Below are 25,863 nucleotides of genomic sequence, written 5' to 3'. Positions count from 1 at the left end.
AGAGCCAATTTTGTCGAGACGCGCATGTTCAATACTCCCCCACGCCGGTTGTCAGTGTTCGCCCTCACTCTTAGCGGCTCGCAATAGCGACACAAGCTGTGCGTTCCCCCTCTCGCCTTTATGCCGGCAGCCGCTTAGTCTTGCCGCAATGGACGACGCCGAATCACAGATTGACGAGATGCCGCCCGGTCCCGGGCTCGGTCTCGACGAACCCGAACAGCCGCAAAGCGCCGCAAAGCCCGAGGCCTATCAGGTGCTGGCGCGCAAATATCGCCCGCAAAGCTTCGATGCGCTGATCGGCCAGGACGCGATGGTCCGTACGCTGGGCAATGCGATTCGGACCGACCGCATCGCTCACGCCTTCCTGATGACCGGGGTGAGGGGGGTCGGGAAGACCTCGACCGCGCGCCTCATCGCCAAAGCGTTGAACTGCATCGGCCCTGACGGAAATGGCGGGCCAACGATCGACCCGTGCGGCGTGTGCGAACCCTGTGTCGCCATTGCCGAGGGACGCCATATCGACGTCGTAGAGATGGACGCCGCCAGCCATACTGGAGTCGACGACATGCGCGAGATTATCGAGGCGGTGCGCTACGCCTCAGTCTCGGCGCGCTACAAGATCTACATCATCGACGAAGTGCACATGCTCTCGAAAAGCGCCTTCAACGCCTTGTTGAAGACGCTCGAAGAGCCGCCGCCCCACGTCAAATTCCTGTTCGCAACGACCGAGGTCGACAAGGTGCCGGTCACGGTGCTCTCGCGCTGTCAGCGTTTCGACCTGAGGCGCATCCCGGCCGAATTGCTGGCAAGCCATTTCGGCAGCATTGCCGAGAAGGAAGGCATCAAGGTTGAGGATGATGCGCTCGCCATCATCGCGCGCGCGGCTGAAGGATCGGTGCGCGACGGTCTTTCGCTGCTCGACCAGGCCATCGCGCATGGTGGCGCCGAAGTCAGCGCTGCCGAAGTGCGCGACATGCTCGGCCTTGCCGATCGCGGACGGGTGAGGGGGCTGCTCGACATCCTGCTCGATGGCGATGCCGGCAAGTTGCTCGCCGCGCTGGACGAAGCCCATGGCCTAGGCGTCGAACCGCAGGCGCTCATGCGCGGCCTGCTCGACGCGCTCCACGCCATTTCGCGCCGCAAGGCCAGCGGGCAGGATGACGTGATGCGCTCGGCCGAAGAACAAGGTGCGATCGCCGCCGATGCCGAGGCGATGGGCTGGCCTCAGCTCCATGCGCTCTGGCAATTGCTCCTGAAGGGTCTCAAGGACGTCGAGACTGCGCCTGATCCGCGCGAGGCCGCCGATATGGCGCTGCTCCGCGCCATCCATGCAGCAGGGCAGCCCGACCCGGGCGCCGTGATCGATGCGATTTCGAGCGGGAAGACCCCGCCCGCACCGTCGCCAACGAAGAGCGACCCCGCGCCTGCTGCAGACGCTCCGGCCGCGGCGCTGCCGGAAACGCCGCCCGCAACGCGGGCAGAACGCGCGCCGGCTGGGCTACCGGTCGATTTCCAGGCCTTTGTCGATCTTATCGACGATGCGCGGCCACGGCTCGGCGTAGACCTCCACGACAAGGTCGGCCTCGTCTCCTATGATGCGCCCCGGCTGATGTTGCAGCCCAAGGCACTGCTCGACAGCAATTTCGCTCGCGAACTTGCGGACGAAGCGAAGAAGCTCACCGGCGCTGCATGGCAGATCGACCTGCAGGATCATGGCGGGGCACCGAGCCTTGCCGAGCAGGTGGTAATGAAACAACAGGCCGAGCGCGAGGACGCGCTGGCCGATCCGATGGTGAAGGCGGTCACCGACGCCTTTCCCGATGCACAACTCGAATCAATCAAGGACGCAAGCTAATGCCCGACATGCCCGACATGAACGAAATCCTCGCCATGGCGCAGAAGGCCCAGGAAGACCTCGCCAATGCGCAGAACGAGCTCGAGAAGATCGAGGTCGAAGGCGAAGCCGGCGGCGGACTGGTCAAGGTTCGCGCCACCGCCAAGGGCCGGATCGTGCGCGTCGAGATCGACGAGAGCCTGATGAAGCCCGAGGAAAAGGCGATGGTCGAGGATCTCGTCACCGCCGCCTTCAACGATGCCAAGGCCAAGGCTGATGTGGCAGCAGCCGAGGAAATGAAGAAGGCGACGTCGGGTTTCCCGCTCCCGCCCGGCATGAAGATGCCCTTCTAGAGGTATTGCCACACCTTCACAGCAATCTAGCGTAACATTCTCTGTCAGGAGGGGAATTTCGTCATGACTTTACGGCTCGGCACGATGCAGGATTGGCCCTTGAACGTGATGCGGCTGGTCGACCATGCCGAGCGCGAGCATGGCGATGGCGAGATCGTCTCGGCCTGGGCCGATGGCAACATGACGCGCACCAACTGGGCCGAGATTGCCAAAAAGTCGCGGCAGATGGCCAAGGCGCTGACCAAGCTGGGCGTCAAGCAGGGCGACCGAGTAGCCACACTTGCGATGAACCATGAGCGCCATCTCATCAGCTGGTATGGCGCGATCGGCATGGGCGGGGTGCTCCACACCATCAACCCGCGCCTTTTCCCCGAGCAGCTCGGCTATATCGGCAACCATGCCGAGGATAGGGTGCTGCTCTACGATGCGATGATGAAGCCGCTCGTCGATGCGATGAGAGAGCATTGGAAGACGATCGAGCATTACATCGTCTACGACCCGCCCGAAGGCTGGAAAGGGGATCCCAGCTTCGAGGAATGGATCGGCGCCGAGGATGACGATTTCCAATGGGTCGACGCCGATGAGCGTGATCCGATCGGGCTTTGTTACACGTCAGGCACCACCGGCAATCCCAAAGGCGTGATCTACGAGCATCGCTCGATGGTGCTGCATGCGCTCGCCGAGGTTCAGCCCGATTGCTTCGATCTTGCCAAGCGCGATTGTGCGCTGCCCATCGTACCGATGTTCCACGCCAATGCCTGGGGCCTGCCTTGGGCGGCGCCGCTCGTCGGTTGCAAGATGGTCCTGAGCGCAGACTATAGCGCCAAGCGCATGGTCGACCTGTTCCGCGATGAGAAAGTCACCCACTCGGCGGGCGTGCCGACCATCTGGATCGACATGATCAAGCATATCGAGGAGACGGGCGACGAACTCGGCTCCTTGAAGAAGGTGACGATCGGCGGTTCGGCAGCGCCGCGCGCCATGATCAAGTGGTTCCGCGCCCGCGGCATCGACATTAGCCATGCCTGGGGCATGACCGAGCTCTCGCCCATCGGCAGCCTTGGCGGCAAGCCCAATGGCTGGGAAGAGATGAGCGACGAGGAGCAAGTTGACTGGATCGCGCGCCAGGGCCGCGTGCCCTTCGGCATCGAAATGCGCATTGTCGATGATGAGGGCAATGTGCTGCCCCGCGACGGCAAGGCGTCGGGCGACCTCCAGGTCCGCGGCGCCTGGGTCATCGGCAAATATTTCAAGGCCGACGAACCCGCCATCGACGCAGATGGCTGGTTCTCCACAGGCGACGTCGCCGCGCTCCATCCCGACGGCACCATGCAGATCACCGACCGCTCCAAGGACGTCATCAAGTCGGGTGGCGAATGGATCAGCTCGATCGAGCTCGAAAATGCTGCGCTTGGCGTGGACGGCATCGCCGAGGCCGCTTGCATCGGCATCTTCCATCCCAAATGGGACGAACGCCCGCTGCTCGTCTGCGTGAAAGACGGAAGCTGCGAGGTGTCCGGCGACGCGGTGGTCGAGGGGCTCAAGGGACAGGTCGCCAAATGGTGGCTGCCCGACGCCGTGGAGTTCGTCGACGAACTCCCGCACACGGCCACTGGCAAGCTTTCGAAAAAGACCCTGCGCGAACAGTTCAAGGATTATAGTTTCGAAGGCGTCGAAGCGATGACGGGCCGCGACTGATTGCGCGTCTCCCTCCGATAGGCTAGGCGGCTTCCAAACCCCTAATCAGCAAGTAGGAATCGCGACCCATGGCCGCCCAGTACGCCTTCGTCATGAAGGACATGACCAAGTCCTTCCCCGGTGCGCAAAAGCCGGTGCTTTCGAACATCAACCTGCAATTCTACCAGGGTGCCAAGATCGGCATCGTGGGCCCCAACGGTGCGGGTAAGTCGACGCTCATGAAAATCATGGCCGGCATCGACAAGGACTTCCAGGGCGAGGCCTGGCCGGGCGAGAATATCTCGGTCGGCTACCTGCCGCAGGAACCGCAGCTCGACGAGAGCAAGACCGTGCTCGAAAACGTCAAGGACGGCGCGCGCGAGATTGCCGACAAGGTCGATCGTTTCAACGAGATCACCACGCTGATGGGCGACCCGCCCGAAGATGCCGACTTCGATGCGCTCATGGCCGAAATGGGCGAGCTTCAGGAAGCGATCGATGCGGTCGATGGCTGGACGCTCGACAACCAGCTCGAGATCGCGATGGAAGCGCTTCGCTGCCCGCCCTCGGATGCGAGCGTGGAAAACCTCTCAGGCGGTGAAAAGCGCCGCGTTGCGCTGACCCGCCTGCTCATCCAGAAGCCCGACATCCTGCTGTTGGACGAACCGACCAACCACCTCGATGCCGAAAGCGTGGAGTGGCTCGAAAACCATCTCAAGGAATATGCCGGTGCGGTGCTGATGATCACCCACGATCGCTACTTCCTCGACAATGTCGTCGGCTGGATCCTCGAATTGGATCGCGGCAGCTACTTCCCCTACGAGGGCAACTACTCGACCTATCTCGAGAAGAAGGCCAAGCGCCTCGAACAGGAAGCGCGCGAGGAAAGCGGTCGCCAGAAGAGCCTCAGCCGCGAACTGGAATGGATCCGCCAGTCGCCCAAGGCCCGCCAGACCAAATCGAAGGCGCGTATCCGCAAGTTCGAGCAGCTCCAGGACGCACAGGCCGATCGCAAGCCCGGCAAGGCGCAGATCGTCATCCAGGTGCCCGAGCGCCTCGGTGGCAAGGTCATTGAGGCCAACAACATCTCGAAGGCCTATGGCGACAAGCTGTTGTTCGAAGATTTGAGCTTCACGCTGCCCCCGGGCGGCATTGTCGGCGTGATCGGTCCCAACGGCGCGGGCAAGTCCACGCTCTTCAAGATCATCACCGGCCAGGAAACGCCTGACAGCGGCACGATCGAGGTCGGCGACACGGTCCGCCTCGGCTATGTCGACCAATCGCGCGACGATCTCGATCCGGCTAACAATGTTTGGGAAGAGATTTCCGACGGGCTCGACTACATGACCGTCAACGGTCACGACACCTCGACCCGTGCCTATGTCGGTGCCTTCAACTTCAAGGGCGCGGACCAGCAGAAGAATGTCGGCAAGCTTTCGGGCGGTGAGCGCAATCGCGTCCACATGGCCAAGATGCTCAAGCAGGGCGGCAACGTGCTGCTGTTGGACGAGCCGACCAACGATCTCGACGTCGAAACGCTGGGTGCGTTGGAAGACGCGATCGAGAATTTCGCCGGTTGCGCCGTGGTCATCTCGCACGACCGCTTCTTCCTCGACCGCCTCGCCACGCACATTCTCGCCTTCGAAGGCGACAGCCATGTCGAATGGTTCGAGGGGAACTTCGAGGCCTATGAAGAAGACAAACGCCGCCGCCTCGGCGACGCGGCGGATCGTCCGACCCGCTTGGCGTATAAGAAGCTAACCCGCTAATCGGGAACCGAAAACTGGATCGTAAAGCTCGCTATCCTTGATGCGGGCTTTACGATCTTTCTTGATTTGGCATTGAGTCTTTCCGCGGCAATCGGCACTTAAGGGCACTCGCATCAAATGCGCGTTGCTCGGATATGCGCGAATGCGAGACGTGGGGACGTGCCGAACATGTTGAAACCAAGTGAGAATTTGGAGCGCAAGGTGATGGTGCGCCATCTGCCAATCACGCTCGCCTTCTCGTTGCTCTACCTTGTCTGTGCGGTCGCGGCGCTGATCGTCACGGACGCCGAGGACGGCATTGCCGCCATCTGGCCCGCCAGCGGCGTGTTCGTCGCCGGGCTGTTCCTCGTACCGCGCGAGGCGCGCGTCGTGCTGGCGGCGGGTGTCGGGTTTGCGAGTATGGGCGCCAATGTCGTGGGCGGCGTGCCGTGGATCGTCGCTGCCGGTTACACCGCGGCCAATATCATCGAAGGCTTCATCGTCTGGCGCCTGATGGGTCGCCATCGCTTCGCGCATCCGGGCGATCCGGTTGCCATCATCCGTTTTGCTGGGGCGCTGATTGCGGGTGGCGTGGCCAGCGCGCTGATGGCGGGCGCGCTCTCGATGAACTTCAGTCTCGAATTCCTGTGGTCCTGGTCTAGCACGGTGATGCTGGGTCTTGCGACGGTCACCCCGGTCATCATGTTCCTGGCTTCCGATCGCCACGATCGGCGCAAGCTTGTGCGCCCCGGGGCTTTCGCGGTCTATGCGCTGCTCGTCGCCATGTCGCTCGCCGCCTTCGCACAGCATACCTATCCGTTGCTTTTCTTGCCGGTCGTTGGGCTGGCGCTAGCGACCTCTGCCTTGGGTCTCTCGGGCGCAGCAGTAGGCATCCTGCTGGTCACCGCCATCGGCTCCTATCTGACGGCTTCGGGAGAGGGGCCGGTCAGCGAGCACTTCGACAATATCCAGACGCAGGTGATCTATTTCCAAGCCTATCTGGTCTGCCTGATCGCAGCGATCATGCCGCTCGCCGTGCTCATCCGGCGCCACCAGAACGAAGCGATGCAGAATCTCGAACTGGCCGAAACCGACCAGCTCACCGGCATGGCGACCCGGCGCAAGATCCTGCGCCAGCTCGAGCAGGCCATGGTGCGCGCCCGCCGCGACGAGACACCGCTCGCCATCGCGATGGTCGATATCGACCATTTTAAGTCGATCAACGACCGCTTCGGGCATGTGCAGGGCGATGACATCCTCTCGACCCTGACGAACCTGATGCGCGAGGAGCTGGAGGCGACCGGGAAATTGGGACGCTTGGGCGGCGAGGAATTCCTGGGCATTTTCGAGGGCGAAAGCGCCGAGGACATTTTCGAACGCTGTGAGAAGCTGCGTGAACGCGCCGCAGCGCATGAATGGTCGCACGATCTCAAACATGTGACGATCAGTATCGGGATCGCCGAATATCGCGACCGGCACCGGATCACAGGCGAGATGCTGCGCGACGCCGACCTCGCGCTTTATCGCGCCAAGGATGAAGGCCGCAATCTCTGCCTGGTCTATGAGGATGCAGCGCCCGCAGGCGCGCAGTGATCCGCTTCACCGCGCCGCTATGGCGTTGGTCCGGGGGGAATTGGTTCTTCGTCACCCTGCCGGCCGAGACGGCGAGCGAAGTGCGGCTCGACGCCATGGGGCAGCGCGGCGGCTTCGGTTCGATCAAGGTTAGCGTGCGGGTAGGCGAGACAAGCTGGCGCACCTCGCTTTTCCCGGACAAATCGAGCGGGAGCTTCCTTTTGCCGATGAAGAAATCGGTCCGGCAGGCCGAGGGGCTTTCCCTCGACCTACCGGTCGATATCGAGCTGGAAGTGGCGGGCTAGGCCCTACTTCTTCTTTTTGGGCTTCTTGCTCTTGGGCTTGGTGCCTTCGTCCTCGGCCTTCTGTGCTTCCGCAGCAGCAGCTTCGGCTTCCTTCGCCGCAGCCTGCGCTTCCTCGGCGGCAGCACGAGCACGCTCCTGTGCGGCCTCGATCTTGCGATGCATCCGCTCGGTTGCCCGCTCGGCCCGTTCCGCGGCCTTGCGTGCACGATGGGCAGCCGCTTCGGCCTGACGCGCGACATTCTCGCGGACGCGGCCGACGAATTCCTGCGCTTCCTCGCGCCATTCACGCTGATGTTCGTGCGCATGCGCCCGTGCTTCGCGGGCCTTGTCCTGCGACATGCTGCGCATCTCGGTCATCGCCTTGATAAACTCGTCGCGCGCTTCCATCGCGGCATTCTTAAAATTCTCGAAATGAACGCGGGCCCGTTCGCGGGCTTCGTGATCGGTCATTGCTCCCATGCTCCTTGCCGTAACGCTGCATTAGTGCAGCAACACAGTTGAAGATGGGAACGCTTTGGACGCCTTGCAAGGGCAGGGCGCGAAAATGGGTGAGGGGGCCATCTAGCCCCCTCGCAAAACCTCATTCCGCCAGTTTGAAGCTGAGCAGGAGGCCCAGGCCATAATCGGGCGCGCCTTCGCTCAGGCCCAGCGTGCCATAGCTGGTCACGCTCAAGCGATCGCCGGCCGGGATGACCAGGGCACCGAAGAGGCTGTGGCTGTCTTCGCTCGTCGACACGCTGGCAGCCGTATAGTCATAGCTGGCAAGCCCGACGAGCCCATCGCCGAGTAGGAAAGTCAGGCCCGCCGACCCATAGATCCCGTCATCAAGCGTCGTTCCTTCGGGATCGCCAAGCACGCGATAGCCAAGCTCGGCATAGGGCAGGATGTCGCCGCGCGTTGCCGAGACTTCGAGACCCGCTGAAATGTCCGTCTCACCCGTGGAGAGGCGCTTCTCGCGGTTACCGGTCGGCAATTTGAGGCGGCCGCCAAAGCTGACTTCCATGCCTTCCAATTCGGCAATGTCGACATTGAGGCGAACCGAGAGGTCGCCGACCCCGGAACGGCTACTCGTCTCGGCATCGGGATCGGTGATGATGGGACCACCGCCGCCGCCGACCACGCTGCTGGAGCCATCGATGTTGATATAGGGCACCGAGACGCCGACCGACCAACCATCGCCGCGGGTTCGCAGGCTGAACGGCACGACGAGGATGCTGGTGTCGGTGTCGGTCCCGTAACTTCCGCTGCTATAATCGACACCGCTTGAAACCGTGACGCTCTGCGCGGCTGCCGGTGCGGCGATCGCGAAACTCAGCGCCGTGCCGAGCGCAATGATGCGAAACATGATGAAATCCCCCGAAATCTTAGAATGAAGGGGGCGCCGCCGACTCCCTTTCGGCGACGCCCCGCATCAGGTGGTGAGTGCGGTGCTTAACGACCGCGGCCGCGTCCCCGCGCTTCACGCGCATTCTGGCGCGCATCCTTGGCGTCTTCACGCGCGGCCTTCGCATCGTCGCGGGCGCCCTTGGCTTCCTGGCGAGCGACCTTGGCCTCTTCGCGGGCGGCCTTGGCCTGCTCACGCGCTTCGGCAGCTGCCGCACGCGCTTCGCTTACTTCGGCAGGACGCGCCAATTCGCGGACGAGGTGGCCGATACCGGGCTGCTCGGGATCGCGTTCGCCCTGCGCGAGCTCGCGAACCTGGCTACCAAGGCCGTTCGATTCGGTCTCCGTACCTTCGCCGGCATCGGTCTCACCGCCGTCGGTTCCTTCGCCACCTTCAGTGCCTTCACCGCCATCGGTACCTTCGCCGCCGTCAGTGCCTTCACCCCCGTCGCTCCCTTCACCACCATCGGTGCCGTCGCCGCCGTCAGTGCCTTCACCACCATCGGTTCCTTCACCGCCGTCAGTGCCTTCACCGCCGTCCGTGCCTTCGCCGCTACCTTCCTCGGTGCCGTCGCCTTCGCCGGCATCCTGCGCCAGCGCAGGTGTCGCCGTGAAAATTGCGGCCGTGGCGGCCAGCAGCATCGAACGTCTGATCATCATTCCATCCCCAAAGACTATTGTTACTGAGGCGAAAGAGACAGCGCAGGGAAGGGTTAAGGGTCAATCATCCTCCAAACGCGAATTTAGCGGTTATCGACGAATGGAGCGCTTAGCTGCGATGAGCCGAACCGCCCTACCATGGCGGTAACCATTTCTGTTCCAGAAATACCGGATTTACGGGCTTTTTACTGCTATACGCACCTATGAATGGATAACGGATGTGGCGGAAATCAGGGCGCCAGCCACTCCATTTCGCCCTCGCGGCGCCAAATCGCACGACGATGGCCGTCATGGGCAAGCGTGAACCAATCGACCTCATCAAGGTCGATGAGGAGCAATCCGAAATTCTCGCGCGCCGGGACCAATTGTTCGTCGTCTGGCTCAACGCCTTCGAACTGCTCGGGCAGCCCCGATGTCGGCACTCGCGAAACATCGCTCGGCGCGTCGCCGAGATAGCATCTCTTGGCGAAATTGGTGCTCCCGGCCCATGCCGCGTCGACGAGGTCGCCATCACGCACGATCCGAGCCCGCCCGCGCGCGCGCAGCTGGAGCTTGCTGGGCTTGTCATAGGCGAGCATGGCCACGCGCGGGTCGGCCTCGACGGCCGCCACCTTGGGGCTGCGCAAATCCGTGTGGAAACGACACCGCATCGCGTCGGGATCGAAATCGCGCAGCACCATCACGCGGGCGTCGACGTCTGCGGTCACGATGGCGGGCGTATGGAACATGGTCTTGCGATCGCCCGCCCCGAGCGCCAGCCGGGCCTTGATGTCCGCGAGCACCTCGTCGAGCGTTTCGGGCTTTTCCATGGGGAAGGGGCCTAGCCCAGCTTAACCGCAACCGCCAGCCGGGCGATGAGCAGCCTTATCGGCAAGTTGCCGTCCTCAAGCGACGAGAGTCATTTTTCTTCAAGCATTTGATCGCTACGAAGGCGGTTATGGGTGGGGACTCAAGAGATATTGCCAAGGCTGGCCTGTTCGGGCTCGCGCTGATGATCGGTATTCCGGCTGCGGAAACCGCAATGACGATGGCGGAGCAGCCGAACTATCGGTTCCGCGGATTCGTCGAAGAAGTCGCGCCGCGCCTGACCGATGCCAGGATCGAACTTGAAGACATGTCGAGACTGCGGATCGATTGCGGCGGCGATTTTGCGCGCCATGTCCTGATGCTCGATCATCCGACCCATGATCGCGATGTGCTCGACATTGCACGCGAGCGAAATCCCGGCTGCATCGTCAAGCGGGTCGACCTGCAGCTTGCCAGCATGGACTGAGCCGGCTTCCTTTCGAAAACCGGCCCAGCTGTACGCGTACGCTACAAACCTTCTGGCCTAGAGATTGGGTTGGTCGGCGGGGACCCGCTGACCATGGTTGATGTCATCCTCTTTGGTGACGCCTTCGGTCGCTTCGGCATCGCGAACTCGCTCCTGCGAGGCCTGCGTTGCGACATCGGTCTGGATGTCACCCTGGAAGCGGCCCTGGAAATTGGGCGTATCGAGGCTGTTATCGATGAGATCGCTATCGTCGTTGCGACGGGCGGTCTCGGTGCGGCGATTAAGATCGTCGGACATGAATTCGCCTCCCTTAAAGCTGCACGTCGGCGCGATTGTCTTCGTAATTGGGCTTGTCGGCCTTGCCGCCCAGCGCGTCGATCGCGGCCTGGACGAGATGTTCGGCGCCGGCATTTTCCCAGATGTTCGCCATACCGGTATCGAAGCGCAGGAGGACGAGGTTGGGATCGTCCTTGCCGCCTTCATACCAGGGCGCGATCATCGAATTCCAAAGACGGTCGATGACGGCGCGATCATTGTCGATGACGAGATTGCCGTGGATATGCGCGAAAATGTCGTGGCCCTTCGACTGGAAAGCGGCAACCGCGCGGCTGCTGCGTTCGAGTTCGGTTACGAGGCTTTCGCGCTTGTCGGCGAAAAAGTAGATGGTGCGGTTCTCGCCTTCACCGTCGATCTGGACGGTCATCGGGCGGGTGCGGCTATCTTCGACGCCTTCGAGGCCCAGCATCACGAAGGGGCTGGACGATCCCAGTTCCTTCCAAAGCTTGGCTTCGAGATCTTCGCGGACCTGTGCGTCGGTCTTGTCATTATTGAAAAACATGTACGCCTCCTATTCTTTCCCCATCAACGAGCGGGGAAGGGGAGGCGCTCCTCGGTTTACCGCAGACGCTTCACGACCAGCCGCCCATCGGCGTCCTTCTTGACGTCATAATAGTCGAGGCTGCGCACGAGGTCGGAAAGTCGCGTGAACCCGTAGTTTCTCACCGCAAAGCTGGAAACCGCCTTGGCGCGCTGCCCCATTTCCGAGAGCGGCGTATAGCCCTCCTCGTCGCGTTTGGACTGTTTGTAGGCATTGCCCAGTATATCGAGCAGGCCCTGGTCGATCTTGTTGTCGACTTCGCTTGCGCCATTCTCGTTGACCAGCTTGGCCGTGTCGTAAAAGCGCGTGCAGCCCTGTTGGAAGCTTTCGGGCGCCTTGGCAGTGCCGAAGCCGTATACCGGGATGCCGCCCTCGCGAATGCGCTGCGCCAGCGGCAGGAAGTCGCTGTCCGAGCTCATGATCCCGAACGCCCCGACATGCCCCTTGTAGAGAAGGTCCATCGCATCGATGACCATGCGCATGTCGGTCGCGCTCTTGCCTTTCACGACATCGAATTGCTGGACCGGCACGATGGAATGACGACCGGTAAGGTCGGCCCAGCTGCGCAGCGAATGCTTGCGCCAGTTGCCGTAGGCGCGGCGGATATTGATCTCGCCCCACTCTGCCAGCACCGTCAGCACCTCGTCGAGATGGTCGGGGCTCGCATTGTCTGCGTCGATCAGGAGGGCAATGTTCAGCTCCTCCTCGCGTTCGTTACGCTTGCTCATCTTTCGTTCATTCCCATTGAGCTTGCATAGCGGCTCTTGGACGGAACGGAAGGCCCCCATGTCCTTGTTCCGCGCCACCATGCGTTTTTTGGAGAGTGAAAATGAACAAGAAGATGATGGCAGCCACGCTTGCCGCCGGCCTCAGCCTCAGTGCGTGCGGCGGCCTCGGCTACGGCGCGGGCGCAAGTTACGGCTATTATGACGACCCCTATGACGACCGCCGTGGCTCGAGTGTGGTCGACGGCGTTGTCGCAGGCGCTGCAGCCGGTGTCGCACTCGGCGTTCTTGTCGACGGCGTGTCGGTAGTCGAGGGCGCAGCGGCAGGCGCCGTCCTCGGCGGCGTCATCGGTGCCGTGATCGACGACAAGCAATATTACCGCGATCGCCGCGGCGACTGCTATTATGTCGATGAGTATGGTCGCGCTTATTACGACTATGACTTGGACTGCTAGCGACGCCTAATCCGGCCGGAACGCGCCGCTTTCCTCGTCGAGGACGTAAAGCTGGCCCTTGCCGATCGCGAAATGGCAACCGTGGAGCTTGATCTTCCCTGCTGCCTCGCGCTCGGCGATGTAGGGAAAGCCGCGCAGGTTGACGATGCTCTGGCGCACCGCCTCATATTCAAGCCCGGTCTGCTTGTCCTCGATCGAGTCATCGTCGATGACCCGGCTGCGCGGTTCATCCAGAAGCGCGATCCAGTCGTCGAGATAGCTGTGGCCCTCCAAGCCTTGGTCACCGCCTTTGAGCGACGCGGCAATACCACCGCACGAGCCATGGCCCATCACCACGATATGCCGCACGCCTAGCCCGGTGACACCGAACTCGATGGCGGAGCGAACCCCGGCCAGTCCGGCTTCGCCGTCATAAGGCGGAACGATATTCGCCACATTGCGCAGCACGAACGCCTGTCCGGGCGAGAGATCGAACACGGTGGCCGGATCGACACGGCTGTCGCAGCAGCTGATGATCATGATCGGCGGGTGCTGGCCACCCTGCAATTCTTCCCAGCGTCCGCGGTGGCGATAATAATCGGTGCGGCGAAAGCGGTGATAGCCGTCTAGGAGCTCGCGAAACTCGGGCATCTAGAAATGATCCCGGCGTACGACTTCGACATCACCTATGGTGAGGAGCAGTCGATAGTCGCTGAGCAGCGGCCCGATCGCCTCGAGCAGTTTGTCCGCATCTTCTTTCGTGCCGATGCTTAGCACCATGACACGGCTCGATGCAGTCAGTCGCTCGTCCTGCCAGGCGCCGCGACTGCCGGAGCCTTGAAGCACCGGCATGACCGTGTGTCCGGAAAAGCCCGAATTTCGGATGATCTTCTCAAGCCGCGGCACGAGCTGCTCGTCGGCGAGAATTTCGATCCGTTTCATCATCGTGAGATCCATCAGACGAGTGCCTCCGCAAGCCAGCTAAGGAAGAAGATATTGACGACCACGTTGAAGGGGAAAGTGATCCCCAAAGACATGGAAAGATAGATACCGGGATCGGCCTGCGGCAGCGCCAGGCGCATCGCGGCAGGAACGGCGATGTAGGACGCACTGGCCGCCAATACGCCGAGGATGGCCGCCGTCCCTGGATCGAGCCCCAGCACCGTGCCTAGCACTACGCCGAGTACGCCATTGACGACCGGGATGGCGATACCGAGGCTGGCCAGCCGGATCGTGATCGAGCGTGTCTCGCGCAGGCGCCGCGAGGCGATCAGGCCCATGTCGAGCAGGAACAGGGCGAGGACACCGCGATAGCCAACCTCGAACGTCGGCGCGATCGGCTCGAACCCTTCGCGTCCGGCGACCGCACCGATGACCATCGAGCCGACCAGAAGCACCACCGATGAATTGAGGACAACCTCGCGGAGCAAGTCGCCCTTTTCGTTGGACGCCTTGTCGCGGGCGAGGCTGAGCCCCGAAATAATGGCCGGGCCTTCCATCAGGGCCAAGACAGCGACCATAAAGCCGGCCGCGGGCATACCAGCCGCTTCGAAAACTTCGGCGGCGGTAATGTAGGTGACGAGGCTGACCGAGCCGTAATGCGACGCCGTTGCCGCTGCATCGACACGGCCAAGTCCGCCAATCTTCCGCAGCAGGAAGAAAACCGGGTATGGGATCAGGAAAGAAAGCCCGATGCCGGCCGCGCCCGCCAGAAGTAATTCCTGTGTGATCCCGGTCTCGGAAATCGCGACCCCACCCTTAAGGCCGATCGCGACCATGAGGTAGATGGCCATGGCCTTGGACATGGCCTCAGGGATGGACAGGTCGCTACGTGCGAAACCGGCCAGCATACCGAGTACGAAGAACAAAATGATCGGCGACGTGAGCGTCTCGATGATCATGTCAGTGGGTGCCCTCCTGTTGGTTGGACGCTGGCTAAACGGCTAGCCTTGGCTTTGGCAAGCAGGATCGCTATCTCGCCCTCATGAACGCACCCGTGACTCCCCCTGAAAAGGCGACACCGCGCCGCAAGCCCGACTGGATCCGCGTCAAAGCGCCGGTCAGCGAGGGCTATGCCGAGACCAAGAAGCTGATGCGCGAGCTCGGCCTTGCCACCGTGTGCGAGGAAGCGGCTTGCCCGAATATCGGCGAGTGCTGGACCAAGAAGCATGCCACGGTGATGATCCTTGGCGACACCTGCACGCGTGCCTGCGCCTTCTGCAACGTGAAGACGGGCATGCCGCGCCCGGTCAATCCGCTGGAGCCCGACAATGTCGCGATCGCGGCGGGCAAGATGGGGCTCGAGCATATCGTCATCACTTCGGTCGATCGCGACGACCTGCCCGACGGCGGTGCGGACCAGTTCGTGAAGGTCATCAAGGCCCTTCGCCGCGAGACGCCCGACACGACGATCGAAATCCTCACGCCCGATTTTCGTGGCAAGCATGAGCAGGCCATCGAGAAGATCGTCGAAGCGCGTCCCGACGTCTTCAATCACAATCTCGAGACCGTGCCGCGCCTATACCCGACCATTCGTCCCGGTGCGCGCTATTATGCCTCGCTGCGTCTGCTGGAGCGCGTGAAAGCGCACGATCCCAGCATCTTCACCAAGTCCGGCATCATGGTCGGCCTTGGCGAGCAGCGCCTCGAAGTGCACCAGGTCATGGACGACATGCGCTCGGCGGATGTCGATTTCATCACCATGGGTCAGTACCTCCAGCCGACGCCCAAGCATGCGACGGTCGAGGAGTTCGTCACGCCCAAGACGTTCGATGCCTATGCCAGCATCGCCCGCGCGAAGGGCTTCCTGCAGGTCGCGGCCAGCCCGCTGACCCGCTCGAGCTATCATGCCGGTGACGATTTCGAACAGATGCGCAAGGCCCGCGAGGAAAAGCTCGCCAAGGAGCGCCGCGACTAGACATGCCGCGTCATACCGAGACCCGACATCTCCCTTATAGTCCCGACCAGTTGTTCGACCTGGTCGCCGATGTAGCTCGTTATGATGAATTCCTGCCCTGGGTGAGCGCGGTGCGCGTTCGCTCGGACAGCGAGACCGAGATGGTCGCCGACCTCGTCGTCGGCTTCAAGGCGTTCAAGGAGCGCTTCACCAGCCGTGTGACCAAGGATCGCGAGGCGATGCACATCAAGGTCGACTATATCGAGGGGCCGCTCAAATATCTCGAGAATGACTGGGACTTCGAAAGCGACGGGGAAGGGGGCACCAACCTCCAATTCTGCGTCGACTTCGCCTTCAAGAACCGCATATTCGAGACCGTGGCGGGCCAGATGTTCGACCGCGCACTGCGCCGCATGACCGACGCCTTCATCGCACGTGCCGACGAACTTTACGGCGACAATAGCTCCAAGGCTGCCAGCGCAGCCTGACGCCTGATCTCGTCACGGCTGGCGGCAGGATCGAAATTTTCCAGCTTCGCCATCACTGCCCCGTCGCTCGATGCGCGGACGAACCAGACCGTACCGACAGGCTTTTCCATCGACCCGCCGCCCGGGCCCGCAATACCAGTGATGGAGACGGCGACGTCAGCGCCGGAGCGGGAGAGGGCACCTTCGGCCATGGCGCGCGCCACTTTCTCGGAGACCGCGCCGTCGGTTTCGAAGAGAACGGGCTCAACCCCCAGCATCCGCGTCTTCGCTTCGTTGGAATAAGTGACATAACCCGCCAGAAAAACATCTGATGACCCGGCAATGTCCGTCAGCGCGGCTGAGACGAGGCCGCCGGTGCAGCTTTCGGCCATCGCGACCCTGCTACCAGCCTTGCGATGCGCATCGAGAAGCGCTTCGACCTTTTCGGTCAGCGAGGGGTGGAGACTGCTCAAGCGCTTGCCATCCGGATGTTGGCCACAGCTTGGCAGGCAATGCCTTCCTTGCGTCCTGCGAAACCAAGCTTCTCGGTCGTCGTCGCTTTCACACTGACCGAAGCTTCCGGCAATTCGAGGATGCCTGCGATCCTTGTGCGCATGGCGGCGCGGTGCGGGCCGACCTTGGGCGCTTCGCAAATGACGGTAGCGTCGACATGATCGATCGTCCCGCCGCCTGCGCGGACCAGTTTCGCCGCATGGACAAGAAACTGGTCGGAGGCCGCGCCTTTCCATTGCGGGTCGCTCGGCGGGAAATGCTCTCCGATATCGCCAAGCCCTGCGGCACCCAGCAGGGCATCGGTGATGGCGTGGAGCAGGACGTCGGCATCGCTATGCCCCGCCAAACCCTTCTCATGCGCGATCTCGATCCCGCCCAGTATGATCGGTCCTGGCCCGGCAAAGGCGTGAACGTCGAACCCCATTCCCGTGCGCGGCACCATGTCTTGCTCCATTTCACGCGCCGCCCGCGCCCAGTCGGCAGGCGTCGTCAGCTTTTCCAGTTTCGCATGGCCCTCGACCGTGACGACAGGCAGGCCGGCCGCGCGGATCACGCTGGCCTCGTCTGTTGCCGCGGCGCCGGCTAGGTCCGACTGCTCCAGAACATCAAGCAATTGCTCCGTCCGAAATCCCTGCGGCGTCTGGACCTTTACCAATCCATCGCGGCTGACCGCTTCACCCAATCCACCATCGTCGAGCCGGGCCATCGTGTCAGCCACCGCAAGAACGGGGACGACGGCCACGGCATCGCCATCAAGTGTTTCTACCAGGCGGTCGATCACCTCTGGCGGGCAGAAGGGGCGCGCCGCGTCATGCACCAGCACATGGCTCGTCTCCACAGCGGCCAAACCGTTGCGCGTGCTTTCGTTGCGCGTTGCGCCCCCGATGATGAAATCGCCGACATCGCGCCATTCTAGCGCTTCACGCGCGATGTCTTCCTGCCCTTCGCCGATTACAACGCGCACGGCGTCGATCTTCGAGTGAGAGAGAAGGGCGTCGACGGCGTGGGCGAGCACCGCCTTGCCGCCAATCCGGGCATATTGCTTGGGCAGGTCGCCGCCCATCCGAGTTCCGGATCCTGCAGCGACGATGAGTGCGGTGACATGCATGATCCTAGCCATGGCGGCGAAAGATTTGCCTGTGAAGGGGGATTTGGGTAAAGGGCCGCCCATCATGGCACGACTGAAGCCCATCATGATTGGCGATATCAAAATCGCCGACCCTGTCATCCTTGCGCCGATGACGGGCGTCACGGACGTACCGTTTCGCAAGATCGTGAAGCGGCATGGCTGCGGCCTCACCGTGTCCGAGATGATCGCATCCGAAGCGATGATCCGCGAAACTCGCCAGAGCTTGCAGAAGTCGACCTGGGACCCGAGCGAAAATCCGGTGTCGCTCCAGCTTGCCGGCTGCGAGCCGCAGCGCATGGCCGAAGCGGCCAAGTTGAACGAAGACAAGGGCGCGGCGATCATCGACATCAACATGGGCTGCCCCGTGAAGAAGGTCGTGAACGGCTATGCCGGCAGCGCGCTGATGCGCGACCTGCCGCTGGCAGCCTCGCTGATCGAAGCGACGGTCAAGGCGGTGAAGGTGCCAGTGACGGTCAAGATGCGCATGGGCTGGGATCATTCGAGCCTCAACGCTCCCGAGCTGGCGCGCATCGCCGAGGATCTCGGTGCGCAGCTCATCACCGTGCATGGCCGCACGCGCTGCCAGCTCTACAAGGGCAGCGCCGACTGGTCCTACATCGCCAACGTCAAGGGGGCGACCAACCTGCCCGTCATCGTCAATGGCGACATCAACTCGATCGAGGATGCGCATGAAGCGCTCGACCAGTCGGGCGCTGATGGTGTCATGATCGGGCGCGGTGCTTACGGAAAGCCCTGGCTGCTCGGCCAAATCATTGCCGACTTCATGCATGGCGATACCAAGGCCGATCCCGGCATGGACGAACAGCTGGCGACTATCCTCGAACAGTATGAGGACATGCTCTCGCTGTACGGCACCAAGGTCGGCGTCAATGTCGCGCGCAAGCATCTCGGCTGGTACACCAAGGGCCTGCACGGCTCGGCGGAGTTCCGCAACGAGGTGAACAAGCAGGAAGACCCGGCCCGCGTCATTGCGATGCTGCGCGAATTCTATGCCCCCTGGGCGGAGCGCGACGCGGCCTGATCGGGCCGTGTGACCTTACCCCCAAAAACTGTGTTTTTCATGCAACGCTTCCGTGCTAGGCGGGACCGGCATGGACGTACGTTCACCCGATTCTGAAGCGCAGCCGGCGCTCCCGCCCAAGGCGGACCAGCGCCACCGTTCGCGCATGCGTATACTGACGCTGATCGTGGCCATCGTCCTGATCGGGACATTGGGCTATTCGGCCGACCTCCTGCTGCACGATCATGGCGAGCCGACCTTGCTCAGCCCGCTGATGATCGCGCTGCTGATGGTGGGCAACCTCATTCCCGCCATCATCCTGATGGTCCTGCTGTCGCGCCGCATCGCGCGTGTGCGCGGCGAGCGGCAAGGGGTGGGGACGGGGAGCCTGCATACGCGGCTGGTCGCGCTTTTCTCGATCATCGCCGCCGTGCCGACCGTGGTCGTCGCCATCTTCGCGTCGCTGTTGATCCAGTCGGGGCTCGAATTCTGGTTCTCCGACCGCGCTCGCTCGATGCTCGAAAATACGGTCGAGATCGCCAATTCGACGCTAACCGAAGAGATACTCGATGTGTCGGACGAGGCGCTCTACATGGCAGTCGATCTTGTCGGTGCGCTGCAGACGATGCCGCCGCAGGGCGAGGAATTCCAGATCACGGTCGAGGACCAGACCTATTTTCGTCAATTGAACGAGAGCGCCGTGCTCCGCATCGCGGATGGCGAAATCGACGTCTACGCGGCCGCCAACGCCTATGAAGGCATGATCGACGAGGAGAAGATCCTCGCGGCCCGTGAAGACCTCCAGGGGGGAGATACGGTCAGCGTCGAGATGCCGGGTCGTATCGCCGTCCTGACGCAATTGCCCAATGTCGAGAATGGCTATCTCTATGCGGTCCGCTACATCAGCACGGCGCTGGAGGTGCAGATCGACCGCGCCGACGAAGTACGCACCAGCTATAGCGACCTGCTCGAGCGATCGCGCACCAACCAGTTGAAGTTCAACGCGGCCTTGTTGCTCGGCGCGCTATTCATCGTCGCTCTGGCAATCTTTGCCGCACTGAAACTCGCTGACAGGTTGGCCCGCCCGGTCGGGCAACTCGTGCTTGCCGCCAACCGGGTGGAGGAGGGGGACTTCACCGCGCGCGTGCCGCCGCAACCGGCAGCGGACGAGATCACGGTGCTGGCCCATGCCTTCAACCGCATGACGTCGCGCATCGAGGACCAGACCGGCGCGCTGCTCGAAGCCAATGAGCTGTCCGACCTGCGCCGCGCATTCATCGAGGCCGTGCTTGGCTCGGTGACCGCCGGCGTCATCGCCATCGACGATGACCACAATATCCAGCTTATCAACCGCTCCGCCGCCATGCTGCTGGGCGACGATGAAAAGTCACTCGAAGGCCGCAAGCTCGACGATTTGTCTTCAGAACTTGCGGAATATCTCGCCGATGCGCGTCAGGAAGCGATCGTCGAATTGCCGAGCGAAACCGGCGCGCGCACGCTGGCGATCAAGCGGGTGCGCTATGATGACGGCACCGTGTTGACGTTCGACGACGTCACCGACCAGCTTTCGGACCAGCGCCGTGCTGCCTGGTCGGATATTGCCCGCCGCATCGCGCATGAGATCAAAAACCCGCTGACGCCGATCCAGCTCGCCGCCGAGCGACTGCAGCGCCGCTATGGCGATACCGTGCCTCAGGATGACGAGACCTTTGCGCGTCTTACTGACACCATCGTTCGCCAGGTCGGCGACCTGCGGCGGATGGTCGATGAATTTTCCAACTTCGCGCGCATGCCGAAGCCCGTTTTCCGCGAGGAGAACGTCCACGACATCGCGCGCGCTGCGCTGTTCCTCCACGAAGTCGCGCATCCCGGCATCCATTTCTCGATCGACCCGCAAAGTGCGGATATCCGCATGGTCTGCGACCGCCGCCAGCTCGCCCAGGCATTGACGAATATCGTCAAGAATGCCGTCGAAGCCATTGAAACAAGGCGAAAACAGGGCGTCGAGAATGAGGATGGCGACCGGGTTGAGCTGAAGGTCGCGCGCACCGGAGGCGATGTCGTGATCGAACTGTTCGATACCGGCGTCGGCCTGCCGCAGGAACGCGAACGGCTAACCGAGCCTTATATGACTACACGCGTTCGCGGCACCGGGCTCGGCCTCGCCATCGTGAAGAAGATTGTCGAGGAACATGCCGGCGATATCGCCTTCCTCGACCGGCCGGGCGGGGGCACGCATATCCGCATCCATTTCGATGCGGCGACGCTGGACGAACGTGCCGAAGCTGCGCCGGGTGACCCGCTCATCCGCGCCGGCGACGACAATGAATATGACGAGGATCCCGAGTAATGGCATTGGAAATATTGGTCGTCGATGACGAAGCCGACATTCGCGAACTCGTGGCCGGCGTGCTGGAGGATGAGGGCTATGAAGTCCGCAGCGCCGGCACCAGCAAGGGCGCGCTCGAGGCCATCGACCAGCGCCGCCCGCATCTCGCCTTGCTCGACGTCTGGCTGCAGGGAAGCGAACTGGACGGGCTACAATTACTCGAAGAGATCAAACGGCGCGACAGCACGCTGCCGGTGATCATGATTTCGGGTCACGGCAATCTCGACACGGCGGTTGCCGCGGTGCGGGCAGGGGCCGTCGACTTCATCGAAAAGCCGTTCGAAGCCGGCAAGCTGCTCCACCTTGTCGAACGCGCCACGGAGACGGACCGCCTGCGCCGCGAAAATGCGCAGCTCAAGCAGGCGGCGATGCGCGAGGAACAGCTTGAAGGGACGTCGGGTGCGATCAACGCGGTCCGCGCGACGCTGAAGCGTGTCGCACCGACCGGCAGCCGCGTGCTGATTTCCGGCCCCGCAGGCGTCGGCAAGGAAATCGCCGCGCGCATGATCCATGGCTGGAGCCCGCGGGTCGACGGGCCTTTCGTCACCGTGTCGGCGGCGATGATGGCGCCCGACCGGGTCGAAGAGGAGTTATTCGGCAGCGAGAAGGATGGCGCCGCGCGCCCGGGCCTGTTGGAGCAGGCGCATGGTGGGACGCTCTTCCTCGACGAGATTGCCGACATGCCTTCCAACACGCAGGCCAAGATCCTGCGCGTCCTTACCGACCAGAGCTACACGCGCGTCGGCGGCACCCGCCCGGTCAAGGTCGACGTCCGCGTCCTCTCGGCCACCGCAAAGGACCTCCAACAGGAGATCGACGAGGGAAATTTCCGTGAGGATCTCTATTACCGCCTCAATGTCGTGCCGGTCTCGATCCCGCCGCTCAACGAACGGCGCGAGGATATCGTCGTTTTGGCCGATCATTTCATCGCGCGCTTCGCCGCCGAGCGCGGCATCGAGCCGCCGCGGGTGACCGACGAAGCCATGGCTGCGCTGCAATCGCATGACTGGCCGGGCAATGTCCGCCAGCTGCGCAACATTATTGAGCGCACCATGATCATGACGCCGGGCGACCGCGCCAAAGCGATCGAGATCGACCTGTTGCCACCCGAAGTCACCGACACAAAGGGCGACGGCAATGGCGCGACGTCGACCGTGGCCATGATGGGCTCGCCACTGCGCGAAGCTCGCGAGAATTTCGAACGCGAATATCTGCGCGTCCAGATTCGTCGCTTCTCGGGCAATATTTCCCGCACCGCCGCCTTCATCGGCATGGAGCGTTCGGCGCTGCACCGGAAACTCAAGGCACTCGGTATCAACGAGAAGCGCGGCGACAAGTCGTAGGACCGCCCATTGTCCGATCGCCCCGCCAATCTCCAGGACGCCTTCCTGAACCACCAGCGCCGGACAGGGGCGCCGGTGACACTCTATCTCGTCAAGGGCGTGCGCCTGCAGGGGCAGCTGAGCGGCTTTGATAGCTACAGCCTGCTGCTCAAACGCCATGGCGATGAGCAACTTGTCTACAAACAGGCCATCTCGACCATTCTTGCTGCCGCGACCGAAGCGCCCGACGAAGACGCCTCGCGCGCACATGACCGGCAGGGCGATTTCCTGCACCGGCTCGAGGGCAAGCCGGTCAAGATCTTCCTCGTCAACGGCATCGGGCTTGAAGGCATCCTGCTCGACTATGACAATTACGCACTGCTGATCGAAACGCGCGAAGGGCTCCAGCTTGCCTTCAAACATGCCATTTCAACGGTTGCGGCGGCTGGCTCATGAGTGTTTTCAACCGCGACGAAGACGAGGGCGCCGGCGGTCAACGGGCTCTACTCGTCGTGCCCGTCATTCGCGGCTATCCGCATGCGCGCGATGCCGATGCTCGGCTTGAAGAGGCCTCGGGGCTTGCCGAGGCCATCGGGATCGAGGTCGCCGATCAGACCAGTTTCACGGTCCGACAGGTTCGGCCTCCGACCTTGTTCGGTGGCGGCCAAGTCGACGATATTGCGGCCATGGCGGCTGCAGCCGACGCGACTTTGGTTCTCGTCGATCACAGCCTGACGCCAGTCCAGCAGAAGAATTTGGAAGACCGCACGAAGGCCAAGGTGATCGACCGAACCGGCCTTATCCTCGAAATCTTTGGCGAGCGCGCGGCGACGGCTGAAGGCCGATTGCAGGTTGAATTGGCGCATCTCGACTATCAGGCCGGCCGCCTGGTGCGCAGTTGGACCCACCTCGAACGCCAGCGCGGCGGCTTTGGCTTTCTTGGCGGCCCCGGTGAAACGCAGATCGAGGCCGACAGGCGCATGATCCGCGATCGCATGGCCAAGATCCGGCGCGAACTGGAACAAGTCAAGAAAACGCGCGGCCTCCACCGCGTCCGGCGGCAACGCGCGCCCTATCCGGTGGTCGCGCTGGTCGGCTATACCAATGCCGGCAAATCGACGCTGTTCAACCGCATGACCGATGCGACGGTGATGGCCGAGGATCTACTGTTCGCCACCCTCGACCCGACCATGCGCGCGGTAAACCTGCCGGGCCATGACAAGGTCATCCTCTCAGACACGGTAGGCTTCGTCAGCGACCTGCCGACGCAGCTGATCGCGGCCTTCCGGGCGACCTTGGAAGAAGTCGCCAGCGCCGACCTCATCCTGCACGTCCGCGACATCGCGCATCCCGATACCGAGGCGCAGGCGGATGACGTCGATGCAGTCCTGAAGGAATTGGGACTGGAGGGAGAGGGCGCACCGCCGCGGCTGCAGGTCTGGAACAAGGTCGATCTGCTGGAGGGCGAGAAGCTGGCATTCGTGACCGAACAGGCTGAGCGCGAAGGCGCCATCCTGATCAGCGCGGAGACTGGCGAGGGGGTGGACGAATTACGCGCCATCGTCGGCAAGCGTCTCGACCCCGAGCGCGAGCGCCGCGAACTACGCCTCCCGGTAAGCGACGGGGCACGCATCAGCTGGCTGCATGCCAACGGAAAAGTTCACGACAGCGATGTCGACGGCGACGAAATGGTGTTGAGCGTCGAATTGTCCGACCGCGACTGGCAGCGTTTCGAGAAGCTTTAGGCCTTTTTCGCTTCGCGCCAGAGCGCTTCCTTGCCGTCAAGGTCGGCTTCCGCAAAGTCGGGATGGGCCTCGATCGTGCGAAACCGTTTCTCGAACTTTCTGTTGGCCTTACGTAGTGCTTCTTCAGAGTCGACCTTAAGAAAACGCGCCAGGTTCACCACGGCGAATAGCAGGTCGCCAAGCTCTTCCTCGCGCTCCGCATCGTTGCCCGCAGCCTCCAACTCGGCAAGCTCCTCGGCAATCTTTGCTTTGGCGCCGCTCGCATCGGGCCAGTCAAAACCGGTACGCGCGGCGCGTTTCTGCAGTTTCTGGGCACGTTCGAGCGCAGGCAGGGCCAATGCGACACCGGCCAGCGCGCTCTGGTCGTCCATTTCCTTGCGCTCGGCTGCCTTGATCTCTTCCCAGAGTTGATGTCCGCCTTGCTTGGCGTCACCGAAAATATGCGGGTGGCGGCGCTCCATCTTGTCGCAAATGCGGTCGAAGACGTCATCGAGCGTAAAAGCGCCAATTTCCTCGGCCATGACACTGTGAAAGATGACTTGCAGTTGGAGATCGCCCAATTCGTCGGCCAGACCGTCCATATCGCCCTGGTGGATCGCTTCGGAGACCTCATAGGCTTCCTCGATCGTGTAGGGCGCAATCGTCTCGAACGTCTGGACGCTATCCCATTCGCAGCCCGTCTTCTTGTCGCGCAGGCGCCGCATGATCGCCACGAGGCGGTCGAGACCCATCATATTCCTCCGTCTTGATTGCTCGACACCATGACGAAGGCTTGGACAAAGCAAAAGCCTTTACGACGGCTGGTGATGACGAGAGGGGAGGAAAATGGCCTGCCTACCCCGTCGATCCATAAGTCTGATAATATATATTATGTAAAATCGTGTTAGAGGAGAATGCCGAATATCGCCGCTATTCGCCTCTAGGGCTCCAAGACCAGCCAGCGTCCCTCGACGCCCCAACGTGACAGTGACGACAGATAGTTCATCCCGATCACATTGAGACCTGGCTCGTCCGCAACATGCATCTGCATATTTTGCCGTTCGATTGGTCCAAGCCGCAACGTGTCGGCGCGGCCGCGCGAGACGGTCACGATGCCGTTACCGGTCCGCACACGCTGGTCGCGGCGATCGCTGACGGCTAGTCCGACTTCCTCGGCGGTTTGCCGATCGATGGTCGTCATCGTCGCACCGCTATCGACCAGGAAATTGACCGGCGTGCCGTTCACTTCGACCTCGACCCAGAAATGGCCATCGATCGCCATCGGCACTCGAACTTCCGTTCCGGCCTCGATCGGCGCCCCCGTAACCTCGGACTTCAGGCGATCACCGACCATGGTGAGATCGTCCCGGAACGCGAACAATACAAAACCCGCCCCGAAGATCGCAATCCAGGCGAGCGCCATTTTTAGCAGTTTTGCAATGGGTTCACGCCGGGTCAGCAGTGCCGAGACCACGATTGCCATGGCCAGCAACAGATAGACGCCACCCAGCATCCAGTCGTTGGTCACGCGCGGTCCTTCAAGCTGCTCATGAGAGCAAAA

General features: G+C 62.3%; 29 protein-coding genes. 15 read left to right on the top strand and 14 right to left on the bottom strand.

The genetic code is table 11. The annotated features are described in order from the left end of the window. Positions 1-178: 178 nt before the first annotated feature. The 6 genes from NDO55_RS03110 (at position 179) to NDO55_RS03085 (ending at position 7,489) form a co-directional block, all read left to right on the top strand. Positions 179-1,855, top strand: a complete 1,677-nt coding sequence (locus NDO55_RS03110) for a DNA polymerase III subunit gamma/tau (RefSeq protein WP_252115513.1) — start codon at positions 179-181, stop codon at positions 1,853-1,855. 8 nt (positions 1,856-1,863) lie between these two features. Next, the gene (locus NDO55_RS03105; protein ID WP_252115512.1) at positions 1,864-2,187 is read left to right on the top strand and encodes a YbaB/EbfC family nucleoid-associated protein; all 324 of its coding nucleotides are present in this window, start codon (positions 1,864-1,866) and stop codon (positions 2,185-2,187) included. A 63-nt stretch (positions 2,188-2,250) separates the two neighbouring features. Then, positions 2,251-3,885: a long-chain fatty acid--CoA ligase gene (locus tag NDO55_RS03100; protein WP_252112320.1), complete on the top strand. Its 1,635-nt coding sequence runs from the start codon at positions 2,251-2,253 to the stop codon at positions 3,883-3,885. 68 nt (positions 3,886-3,953) lie between these two features. Then, positions 3,954-5,633, top strand: coding sequence for an energy-dependent translational throttle protein EttA (ettA, locus tag NDO55_RS03095; RefSeq protein ID WP_252112318.1), 1,680 nt, complete (start codon positions 3,954-3,956; stop codon positions 5,631-5,633). A 168-nt stretch (positions 5,634-5,801) separates the two neighbouring features. Next, positions 5,802-7,205, top strand: coding sequence for a sensor domain-containing diguanylate cyclase (locus NDO55_RS03090; protein WP_252112316.1), 1,404 nt, complete (start codon positions 5,802-5,804; stop codon positions 7,203-7,205). After that, positions 7,202-7,489: a DUF1905 domain-containing protein gene (locus NDO55_RS03085; protein ID WP_252112314.1), complete on the top strand. Its 288-nt coding sequence runs from the start codon at positions 7,202-7,204 to the stop codon at positions 7,487-7,489. The genes NDO55_RS03090 and NDO55_RS03085 overlap by 4 nt, the downstream gene beginning before the upstream one ends. A gap of 3 nt (positions 7,490-7,492) precedes the next feature. Here NDO55_RS03085 and NDO55_RS03080 read toward each other — a convergent pair whose 3' ends face one another. From NDO55_RS03080 to NDO55_RS03065, 4 genes are all read right to left on the bottom strand, one after another. Further along, the gene (locus NDO55_RS03080) at positions 7,493-7,939 is read right to left on the bottom strand and encodes a hypothetical protein (RefSeq protein WP_252112312.1); all 447 of its coding nucleotides are present in this window, start codon (positions 7,937-7,939) and stop codon (positions 7,493-7,495) included. 130 nt (positions 7,940-8,069) lie between these two features. Further along, the gene (locus tag NDO55_RS03075; protein WP_252112310.1) at positions 8,070-8,834 is read right to left on the bottom strand and encodes a DUF3187 family protein; all 765 of its coding nucleotides are present in this window, start codon (positions 8,832-8,834) and stop codon (positions 8,070-8,072) included. An 86-nt stretch (positions 8,835-8,920) separates the two neighbouring features. Then, positions 8,921-9,532 carry a hypothetical protein gene (locus NDO55_RS03070; RefSeq protein ID WP_252112308.1) on the bottom strand — a complete coding sequence of 204 codons (612 nt, stop codon included), beginning with the start codon at positions 9,530-9,532 and terminating at the stop codon, positions 8,921-8,923. Between the two features lie 230 nt (positions 9,533-9,762). Continuing rightward, positions 9,763-10,341: a pyridoxamine 5'-phosphate oxidase family protein gene (locus NDO55_RS03065; RefSeq protein WP_252112306.1), complete on the bottom strand. Its 579-nt coding sequence runs from the start codon at positions 10,339-10,341 to the stop codon at positions 9,763-9,765. Between the two features lie 128 nt (positions 10,342-10,469). Here NDO55_RS03065 and NDO55_RS03060 point away from each other — a divergent pair, with 128 nt between their 5' ends. Next, positions 10,470-10,805 (top strand): hypothetical protein, encoded by a 336-nt coding sequence (locus NDO55_RS03060; protein WP_252112304.1) that lies wholly within the window; start codon positions 10,470-10,472, stop codon positions 10,803-10,805. Positions 10,806-10,862: 57 nt separating this feature from the next. On the opposite strand, the gene NDO55_RS03055 is transcribed toward NDO55_RS03060, so the two are convergent. Genes NDO55_RS03055 through NDO55_RS03045 form a run of 3 tightly spaced genes read right to left on the bottom strand, consistent with a single transcriptional unit; the run spans position 10,863 to position 12,410 of the window. Then, the gene (locus NDO55_RS03055; protein WP_252112303.1) at positions 10,863-11,102 is read right to left on the bottom strand and encodes a hypothetical protein; all 240 of its coding nucleotides are present in this window, start codon (positions 11,100-11,102) and stop codon (positions 10,863-10,865) included. A 13-nt stretch (positions 11,103-11,115) separates the two neighbouring features. Further along, entirely contained in the window at positions 11,116-11,643 is a 528-nt protein-coding gene (locus NDO55_RS03050) for a pyridoxamine 5'-phosphate oxidase family protein (RefSeq protein WP_252112301.1), read from the bottom strand. A gap of 56 nt (positions 11,644-11,699) precedes the next feature. Beyond that, a complete protein-coding gene (locus NDO55_RS03045) occupies positions 11,700-12,410 on the bottom strand; it encodes an NYN domain-containing protein (RefSeq protein WP_252112299.1) in 711 nt (236 codons plus the stop codon). Positions 12,411-12,511: 101 nt separating this feature from the next. On the opposite strand from NDO55_RS03045, the gene NDO55_RS03040 reads away from it, so the two are divergent. Beyond that, positions 12,512-12,862 carry a hypothetical protein gene (locus NDO55_RS03040; protein ID WP_252112297.1) on the top strand — a complete coding sequence of 117 codons (351 nt, stop codon included), beginning with the start codon at positions 12,512-12,514 and terminating at the stop codon, positions 12,860-12,862. Between the two features lie 6 nt (positions 12,863-12,868). Here the strand turns inward: NDO55_RS03040 and NDO55_RS03035 are convergent, their stop codons facing one another. Genes NDO55_RS03035 through NDO55_RS03025 form a run of 3 tightly spaced genes read right to left on the bottom strand, consistent with a single transcriptional unit; the run spans position 12,869 to position 14,742 of the window. Beyond that, entirely contained in the window at positions 12,869-13,492 is a 624-nt protein-coding gene (locus tag NDO55_RS03035; RefSeq protein ID WP_252112295.1) for a carbonic anhydrase, read from the bottom strand. Continuing rightward, positions 13,493-13,798 (bottom strand): P-II family nitrogen regulator, encoded by a 306-nt coding sequence (locus tag NDO55_RS03030; RefSeq protein WP_252112293.1) that lies wholly within the window; start codon positions 13,796-13,798, stop codon positions 13,493-13,495. Continuing rightward, the gene (locus tag NDO55_RS03025; RefSeq protein ID WP_252112291.1) at positions 13,798-14,742 is read right to left on the bottom strand and encodes a sodium-dependent bicarbonate transport family permease; all 945 of its coding nucleotides are present in this window, start codon (positions 14,740-14,742) and stop codon (positions 13,798-13,800) included. The genes NDO55_RS03030 and NDO55_RS03025 overlap by 1 nt, the downstream gene beginning before the upstream one ends. A gap of 83 nt (positions 14,743-14,825) precedes the next feature. On the opposite strand from NDO55_RS03025, the gene lipA reads away from it, so the two are divergent. Both lipA and NDO55_RS03015 read left to right on the top strand, forming a co-directional pair. Beyond that, complete coding sequence (gene lipA / locus NDO55_RS03020; RefSeq protein ID WP_252112289.1) at positions 14,826-15,758, top strand: lipoyl synthase; 933 nt, start codon at positions 14,826-14,828, stop codon at positions 15,756-15,758. Positions 15,759-15,760: 2 nt separating this feature from the next. Continuing rightward, positions 15,761-16,225 carry a type II toxin-antitoxin system RatA family toxin gene (locus NDO55_RS03015; RefSeq protein ID WP_252112287.1) on the top strand — a complete coding sequence of 155 codons (465 nt, stop codon included), beginning with the start codon at positions 15,761-15,763 and terminating at the stop codon, positions 16,223-16,225. Here NDO55_RS03015 and NDO55_RS03010 read toward each other — a convergent pair. Continuing rightward, entirely contained in the window at positions 16,186-16,677 is a 492-nt protein-coding gene (locus NDO55_RS03010) for a CinA family protein (protein ID WP_252112285.1), read from the bottom strand. The genes NDO55_RS03015 and NDO55_RS03010 overlap by 40 nt on opposite strands. Further along, on the bottom strand, positions 16,674-17,837 hold the full coding sequence (locus tag NDO55_RS03005) for a bifunctional 2-C-methyl-D-erythritol 4-phosphate cytidylyltransferase/2-C-methyl-D-erythritol 2,4-cyclodiphosphate synthase (protein WP_252112283.1): 1,164 nt from the start codon (positions 17,835-17,837) through the stop codon (positions 16,674-16,676). Before NDO55_RS03005 ends, NDO55_RS03010 begins: the two co-directional genes overlap by 4 nt. 52 nt (positions 17,838-17,889) lie before the next feature. Here NDO55_RS03005 and dusB point away from each other — a divergent pair, with 52 nt between their 5' ends. The 5 genes from dusB (at position 17,890) to hflX (ending at position 24,323) form a co-directional block, all read left to right on the top strand. Continuing rightward, positions 17,890-18,888 carry a tRNA dihydrouridine synthase DusB gene (dusB, locus tag NDO55_RS03000; RefSeq protein WP_252112281.1) on the top strand — a complete coding sequence of 333 codons (999 nt, stop codon included), beginning with the start codon at positions 17,890-17,892 and terminating at the stop codon, positions 18,886-18,888. A gap of 70 nt (positions 18,889-18,958) precedes the next feature. Continuing rightward, complete coding sequence (locus tag NDO55_RS02995; RefSeq protein ID WP_252112279.1) at positions 18,959-21,217, top strand: sensor histidine kinase NtrY-like; 2,259 nt, start codon at positions 18,959-18,961, stop codon at positions 21,215-21,217. After that, positions 21,217-22,599 (top strand): nitrogen assimilation response regulator NtrX, encoded by a 1,383-nt coding sequence (ntrX, locus tag NDO55_RS02990; RefSeq protein WP_252112277.1) that lies wholly within the window; start codon positions 21,217-21,219, stop codon positions 22,597-22,599. Before NDO55_RS02995 ends, ntrX begins: the two co-directional genes overlap by 1 nt. Positions 22,600-22,608: 9 nt before the next feature. After that, complete coding sequence (gene hfq / locus NDO55_RS02985; protein WP_252112275.1) at positions 22,609-23,034, top strand: RNA chaperone Hfq; 426 nt, start codon at positions 22,609-22,611, stop codon at positions 23,032-23,034. Next, a complete protein-coding gene (gene hflX / locus NDO55_RS02980) occupies positions 23,031-24,323 on the top strand; it encodes a GTPase HflX (protein ID WP_252112273.1) in 1,293 nt (430 codons plus the stop codon). The genes hfq and hflX overlap by 4 nt, the downstream gene beginning before the upstream one ends. Here hflX and mazG read toward each other — a convergent pair. Together mazG and NDO55_RS12050 are read right to left on the bottom strand one after the other, a co-directional pair. Next, positions 24,320-25,057 carry a nucleoside triphosphate pyrophosphohydrolase gene (mazG, locus tag NDO55_RS02975; protein ID WP_252112271.1) on the bottom strand — a complete coding sequence of 246 codons (738 nt, stop codon included), beginning with the start codon at positions 25,055-25,057 and terminating at the stop codon, positions 24,320-24,322. The genes hflX and mazG overlap by 4 nt on opposite strands. 185 nt (positions 25,058-25,242) lie before the next feature. Then, on the bottom strand, positions 25,243-25,830 hold the full coding sequence (locus NDO55_RS12050; RefSeq protein WP_252112269.1) for a retropepsin-like aspartic protease family protein: 588 nt from the start codon (positions 25,828-25,830) through the stop codon (positions 25,243-25,245). Between the last annotated feature and the right edge of the window lie 33 nt (positions 25,831-25,863).

It is taken from the genome of Sphingomicrobium sediminis, from assembly GCF_023805295.1.
Classification (GTDB): Bacteria; Pseudomonadota; Alphaproteobacteria; order Sphingomonadales; family Sphingomonadaceae; genus Sphingomicrobium; species Sphingomicrobium sediminis.
Note: the sequence above shows the minus strand (reverse complement) of the source record. Positions and strands in the feature narration are given on the sequence as shown.

Excerpts from the sequence above, each read along its gene's own strand:
- NDO55_RS03110 (WP_252115513.1), top strand. The coding sequence starts at position 179 with ATGCCGCCCGGTCCCGGGCTCGGTCTCGACGAACCCGAACAGCCGCAA.
- NDO55_RS03105 (WP_252115512.1), top strand. The coding sequence starts at position 1,864 with ATGCCCGACATGAACGAAATCCTCGCCATGGCGCAGAAGGCCCAGGAA.
- NDO55_RS03100 (WP_252112320.1), top strand. The coding sequence starts at position 2,251 with ATGACTTTACGGCTCGGCACGATGCAGGATTGGCCCTTGAACGTGATG.
- ettA (WP_252112318.1), top strand. The coding sequence starts at position 3,954 with ATGGCCGCCCAGTACGCCTTCGTCATGAAGGACATGACCAAGTCCTTC.
- NDO55_RS03090 (WP_252112316.1), top strand. The coding sequence starts at position 5,802 with ATGTTGAAACCAAGTGAGAATTTGGAGCGCAAGGTGATGGTGCGCCAT.
- NDO55_RS03080 (WP_252112312.1), bottom strand. The coding sequence starts at position 7,939 with ATGACCGATCACGAAGCCCGCGAACGGGCCCGCGTTCATTTCGAGAAT.
- NDO55_RS03075 (WP_252112310.1), bottom strand. The coding sequence starts at position 8,834 with ATGTTTCGCATCATTGCGCTCGGCACGGCGCTGAGTTTCGCGATCGCC.
- NDO55_RS03070 (WP_252112308.1), bottom strand. The coding sequence starts at position 9,532 with ATGATGATCAGACGTTCGATGCTGCTGGCCGCCACGGCCGCAATTTTC.
- NDO55_RS03065 (WP_252112306.1), bottom strand. The coding sequence starts at position 10,341 with ATGGAAAAGCCCGAAACGCTCGACGAGGTGCTCGCGGACATCAAGGCC.
- NDO55_RS03060 (WP_252112304.1), top strand. The coding sequence starts at position 10,470 with ATGGGTGGGGACTCAAGAGATATTGCCAAGGCTGGCCTGTTCGGGCTC.
- NDO55_RS03055 (WP_252112303.1), bottom strand. The coding sequence starts at position 11,102 with ATGTCCGACGATCTTAATCGCCGCACCGAGACCGCCCGTCGCAACGAC.
- NDO55_RS03050 (WP_252112301.1), bottom strand. The coding sequence starts at position 11,643 with ATGTTTTTCAATAATGACAAGACCGACGCACAGGTCCGCGAAGATCTC.
- NDO55_RS03045 (WP_252112299.1), bottom strand. The coding sequence starts at position 12,410 with ATGAGCAAGCGTAACGAACGCGAGGAGGAGCTGAACATTGCCCTCCTG.
- NDO55_RS03040 (WP_252112297.1), top strand. The coding sequence starts at position 12,512 with ATGAACAAGAAGATGATGGCAGCCACGCTTGCCGCCGGCCTCAGCCTC.
- NDO55_RS03035 (WP_252112295.1), bottom strand. The coding sequence starts at position 13,492 with ATGCCCGAGTTTCGCGAGCTCCTAGACGGCTATCACCGCTTTCGCCGC.
- NDO55_RS03030 (WP_252112293.1), bottom strand. The coding sequence starts at position 13,798 with ATGGATCTCACGATGATGAAACGGATCGAAATTCTCGCCGACGAGCAG.
- NDO55_RS03025 (WP_252112291.1), bottom strand. The coding sequence starts at position 14,742 with ATGATCATCGAGACGCTCACGTCGCCGATCATTTTGTTCTTCGTACTC.
- lipA (WP_252112289.1), top strand. The coding sequence starts at position 14,826 with ATGAACGCACCCGTGACTCCCCCTGAAAAGGCGACACCGCGCCGCAAG.
- NDO55_RS03015 (WP_252112287.1), top strand. The coding sequence starts at position 15,761 with ATGCCGCGTCATACCGAGACCCGACATCTCCCTTATAGTCCCGACCAG.
- NDO55_RS03005 (WP_252112283.1), bottom strand. The coding sequence starts at position 17,837 with ATGGCTAGGATCATGCATGTCACCGCACTCATCGTCGCTGCAGGATCC.
- dusB (WP_252112281.1), top strand. The coding sequence starts at position 17,890 with ATGGCACGACTGAAGCCCATCATGATTGGCGATATCAAAATCGCCGAC.
- NDO55_RS02995 (WP_252112279.1), top strand. The coding sequence starts at position 18,959 with ATGGACGTACGTTCACCCGATTCTGAAGCGCAGCCGGCGCTCCCGCCC.
- ntrX (WP_252112277.1), top strand. The coding sequence starts at position 21,217 with ATGGCATTGGAAATATTGGTCGTCGATGACGAAGCCGACATTCGCGAA.
- hflX (WP_252112273.1), top strand. The coding sequence starts at position 23,031 with ATGAGTGTTTTCAACCGCGACGAAGACGAGGGCGCCGGCGGTCAACGG.
- mazG (WP_252112271.1), bottom strand. The coding sequence starts at position 25,057 with ATGATGGGTCTCGACCGCCTCGTGGCGATCATGCGGCGCCTGCGCGAC.